Below are 4,794 nucleotides of genomic sequence, written 5' to 3' on the forward strand. Positions count from 1 at the left end.
TAAAAGTGGCTTGTTTTATTCCTGTTAATCGGAATAATTCTTTATCATTAATAAAATCAAATTTATCAAATTTCATAATTTTAGATTCCTAGAATTTCTATTTTAAATATATTTTATAGGAATTTTAAAATAACTAGGTTATGCAATAAGTCTAATGATACTTTTTGGTCTGAAAAATCAAAAGGTAAAGGTTATTTACCATTTGAAATATTTAGAGAACAAGGAAATGATAAAGTTGGTGCTATTTTTGGTGCAAATGCTACTAGTTTAGGTTTTACAACTTTATTAACTGATAAATTAAAAGGTACTGTTTTAACTAAGGATGGTAAACCAACAAGTGAATTAGTTTATTCAACTTATAATTTAAAACAATTAAGTGAAAAAACTAACCGAGTTTATTTAATTAATAGACTTCTTGCATAACCTAGTTATTTTAAAATTCCTATAAAATATATTTAAAATAGAAATTCTAGGAATCTAAAATTATGAAATTTGATAAATTTGATTTTATTAAAAGTGGCTTGTTTTATTCCTGTTAATCGGAATAATTCTTTATCATTAATAAAATCAAATTTATCAAATTTCATAATTTTAGATTCCTATAATTTCTATTTTAAATATATTTTATAGGAATTTTAAAATAACTAGGTTATGCAAGAAGTCTATTAAAGGCAATAAATGAATTGAGTTAAGGATAAAAAATTTATTGTATCCTTATGCAAGCATTAATATAAATAGCAAATATTTTAAATTACAATATAACAAAGATTATTGTTTTATTACAATTTTTAAAAATCAAAACTTTTATATTAAAAATAAAGATGAAAAAATTGAGGGTGAGATTAGTTTAAAAAAATCCACCCTTTTTTATTAGAAATGGATAGGCAAGTTTTAATTAAAAAAGCAGAACTAAAACAAATATATCAAGAAAATTTAAAATATTTTAATGGTAATAAATTTCTAAAAAAAGATTATTAATTAGACAAAATAAAAATGAAATTTTTGAAATATTTTGGCAAAGCCAAAATGTATGATGAGTAATAATTTTAGCTTTTTAAATTTAATAAATTTTAAAGAAAAAAAATTCCAAAAAAGGAAAATAAAAAGATGGAAAAAGAAAATAAATTTAAGTCATCACCACCCATTGCAACTTTTAAAAAATACAAAAGTGGTACAGTTGATAAATTAATACGACATAATTTTAGAATTAAAGTACCTGAAAATGTTAATCCTGAATTTACAAAATATAATTTTTATTATGTTGGTGATAAAAAAGAAAAAATTATAAATGATAAAGGTTTTGAGTTAACAAATAATAAAAGATTTGAATTATTAAAAAATATAGAAGAAGATTGAAATAAGCAACAACAAAAATATAGTGAAGCACAAAAATCAACTTTTAAAGATTTTTGTAATAAACACAATACTTACATAGAAGTTGTTTTGCCAGCAACAAGACAAGAATGATTTGAAAAAATGGGAATATGTCAATTTACAGATATTCAAGTATGGGACAAAAAAATAGATACGCGTAAAATGGGACAATTAATTCCTGAAAGTATAAATTATTATAAATTAAATCAATGAATGAGTTAATATTGAAATAAATTTTATGAAACAATGAATGAAAAATAATCTTAAAACAGATATGGGGTATTTGTATTCAACAGTTCATATGGACGAAACAACACCCCATATTCATTTTGGTTTTATTCCAATTAGTAAAGTTTTTTCAAAAAAACTCAATGAAGAAAGATACATAATTAGTAATAATCGTATTTTTGGGGGCAAAAAACAACTACAAAAATTTAATAATTATCATGCTAATTATTTAACAAAAGCAGGTTATGAAATAGAACCTGATGAAATTGGTGGTAAAGGTAGTTATAACACTATGAATTTTCGACAAGTTAAAGAATTTGAACGAAATAAATTAGAAAATGAAATTAATAATCTATTTGATGAGTACAGATCTACGAAAAACAATGTTAAAGAATTTAACAAAATTAAAAGCATCAGTGATGATTATGATAGTTTAATTTATGAAATTAAACAATATTTAAAATATGAAAATAATTTTACAGATTATGAAATAAACCAATTAACTAAATATTTAGATTTAGCAGAAAAAATAAAATACTACAAAATTATCACCACAATTCCTAGTGCAAAAGAATCAGATTTTAAAAATATGAGTTTAATTGAACAATAATTTAATGAAATGGTTTTTAAAATTAATCCTATTATGCAAAAAGGTTATGATTTAGTGAGTAGTATAGAAAGAGAGTTATAAAAATATGTGAAATAAAATTAAAAAGAAAAAAAATAAGTTTATTAATTGGTGCATGTTTTGTTCCAATCATTTTTATTTTTTGTTTAACATTATTTGAAATAGGTTATTCAATTTTTATTAATTGAAAAGAAATGACAATATTTATAAATGAAATTAAGCAATTTAAAATATTATCCTGATGAAATTATATAATTAAAAATAAATACGGATTATTAATAACACTTGGGTTAAGCTTAGGTTTTTATTGCTGGTTTTTTTATTTTGTTTTATTTAGTAAAGTGAAAAGTAAAGAAACTGCAATTAAAACAACTGATAAAATAGATTTTGGGGATAGTAAATGATTAAGTATAAAAGAAATTGATGATATTAGTGATAAAGTTAATATCAAAGATAATTATAAAAATACTGGTTTTGTTTTTAACTGTAATAAAAACAAAAAAGATTTATTGTTTAACTTAAAAAATAATATTCATAGTGTTATTGTTGGCTCAACAGCAAGCGGAAAAACACAAGGAATAGTATTGCCAACAATTTATTTAAACGGGAAATCAACCACTAAACCAAATATGATTATAACCGACCCCAAGGGAGAATTATACAATTTAACCAGTGGATTTTTAGCAGAAAATGGTTATAAAATAAAAGTTATTGATTTTCGTAATTTAGAGAAAGGAAATACTTGAAATCCACTAAAACTAATTTACGACGACTTTATTAAAATGTTAATGACCAATAACAAAAAAGAAAAAATAAAGTGAAAAATAAAATATCAAGATAAAATTAGATCACTTAGTCGTATGTTAATTGACAAAAATATTGAAAATAAATTTTGAAATAATTCAGCAAGCATGATTATTCAAGGAATTATTTTGGCAATATTAGAAGATTATGAAGATAAAATAAGCAAAAATAATTTAACAACAGAAATCGAAGAAAATTTAAACCAAGAATTATTTTTAAACAAATTTAATATGGCGTCTGTTGCTGCCATTGCTAGTCTTAAAAAAAGATCTAGTTGAATGACTTAATAATCGAAAAAATACCAGCATTGCCAAAATAACCGCAAGCCAAGTTTTGATTGATAGTAAAGAAAATAGAACACTAGATGCTATTTTAATGACTGTGGCAAAAAGTTTAGAAATATTTAACAATGATTTTATTCGTAATTTAACATCCCAAAATTATATTAATTACAATGATTTTATCGAATATCGAACAGTTTTATACATTATATTTAGTGACGAAAATGATAATTACTATAAATTAATAGCAATATTAATTAATCAAATTTATCAATTTTTAACAAATAAAGCAAGTGAAACAATCGAACAAAAACTAGAAAAATCAGTATATTTTATTTTAGATGAATTTGCTAATTTAACAAAAATAAATAACATTGAAAAATGAGTTAGTATTTCTCGCAGCAGAAACATATTTTTTCAATTTATTTTACAAGATATTAACCAATTAAAATTAAATTATGGTGATACAATAGCAAAAATTATTTTAAATAACTGTGAGATGCATATTTTCTTACATACTAACGATTTAGAAACAATAAAATATTATAGTGAATTATTTGAAACAAAAACAATAGAACAAATTAGTATTAATGAAAATAAAAGCAATATTAGTGTTTCAAAAAATTTAAAAAGCCATCCGTTAATGTTAACTAGTGAGCTTGCAAATTTAAAACAAGGACAAGGAACAAGGAATTGTTAAAATATCACGCTATAACCCAATGAAAATAACTTTAAAGCTATGAAAAGATTTAAATTTATTAGAAAAAACAAACACATTTCAATTAAAAGATATTGAATATATCAATTTCAATAAAGAATATTTTTATGATATTAAAAATAACAAAAAAGAAATGAAAGAAAATGAAACTAATGACTTTGCTGATTTAGCAACAGAAGAAATTACAACAAATATTAATAATTTAAAAATGCAATTAAGAGAGTATGAAAATACAAATTACAAATCTATTCAAAGTAAAACAATAATAAATTTACTTTTACAAAAAATCAAAAACCTTGAAATAGAATTAATCAAAAGACAAGAAACCAATAATTATTGTGAAAAGGAATAATTATTTTTTATAAATAGTAAGATTTCACAAAGTGGTCAAGCTGGAACACTAAAAAATAAACGAAGTGGGAGGATATCTGTAAGGTTAATCAACTAATTAAATTAGTACTACATGGGTCAGAAGAGTAGTCACAAGTGATTAATTAAACCGTACCTAGGGGAAACTCTACCTAAATGAGAAAAAGTAATAAAGTTATTTAACAAATAACTATTAAAATTAAGGTAATTATCCCCTTATAGTATGTTAAATTATTTTTTATTTTTTGGTTTTTTTAATGCTTTTTTACCTAAATTTTCTTGTTTTTTAGTTGTTATTGAAAAAATTGTATTATCAAATATTTCTTTATTACCAATATATTAGACTTCTTGCATAACCTATTAAAATAATTGTAAATATTTTTAAAAAGATA

General features: G+C 21.7%; 6 protein-coding genes. 5 read left to right on the forward strand and 1 reads right to left on the reverse strand.

Annotated features, from left to right (window positions below; genetic code table 4):
- Positions 1-455: 455 nt before the first annotated feature.
- On the reverse strand, positions 456-587 hold the full coding sequence (locus BST80_RS04095; protein ID WP_415746087.1) for a hypothetical protein: 132 nt from the start codon (positions 585-587) through the stop codon (positions 456-458).
- A gap of 520 nt (positions 588-1,107) precedes the next feature.
- Here BST80_RS04095 and BST80_RS04100 point away from each other — a divergent pair.
- From BST80_RS04100 to BST80_RS04120, 5 genes are all read left to right on the forward strand, one after another.
- A complete protein-coding gene (locus BST80_RS04100; protein WP_415746088.1) occupies positions 1,108-1,596 on the forward strand; it encodes a hypothetical protein in 489 nt (162 codons plus the stop codon).
- Positions 1,597-1,612: 16 nt separating this feature from the next.
- Entirely contained in the window at positions 1,613-2,212 is a 600-nt protein-coding gene (locus BST80_RS04105) for a plasmid recombination protein (RefSeq protein ID WP_415746089.1), read from the forward strand.
- Positions 2,213-2,571: 359 nt separating this feature from the next.
- The gene (locus BST80_RS04110; RefSeq protein ID WP_415746090.1) at positions 2,572-3,321 is read left to right on the forward strand and encodes a type IV secretory system conjugative DNA transfer family protein; all 750 of its coding nucleotides are present in this window, start codon (positions 2,572-2,574) and stop codon (positions 3,319-3,321) included.
- Complete coding sequence (locus BST80_RS04115; protein WP_415746091.1) at positions 3,284-4,015, forward strand: type IV secretory system conjugative DNA transfer family protein; 732 nt, start codon at positions 3,284-3,286, stop codon at positions 4,013-4,015. Before BST80_RS04110 ends, BST80_RS04115 begins: the two co-directional genes overlap by 38 nt.
- A 19-nt stretch (positions 4,016-4,034) precedes the next feature.
- Positions 4,035-4,385: a hypothetical protein gene (locus BST80_RS04120; RefSeq protein ID WP_415746092.1), complete on the forward strand. Its 351-nt coding sequence runs from the start codon at positions 4,035-4,037 to the stop codon at positions 4,383-4,385.
- Positions 4,386-4,794 lie beyond the last annotated feature (409 nt).

It is taken from the genome of Spiroplasma sp. Moj, from assembly GCF_016082285.1.
Taxonomy (GTDB): domain Bacteria; phylum Bacillota_I; class Bacilli_A; order Mycoplasmatales; family Mycoplasmataceae; genus Spiroplasma; species Spiroplasma phoeniceum.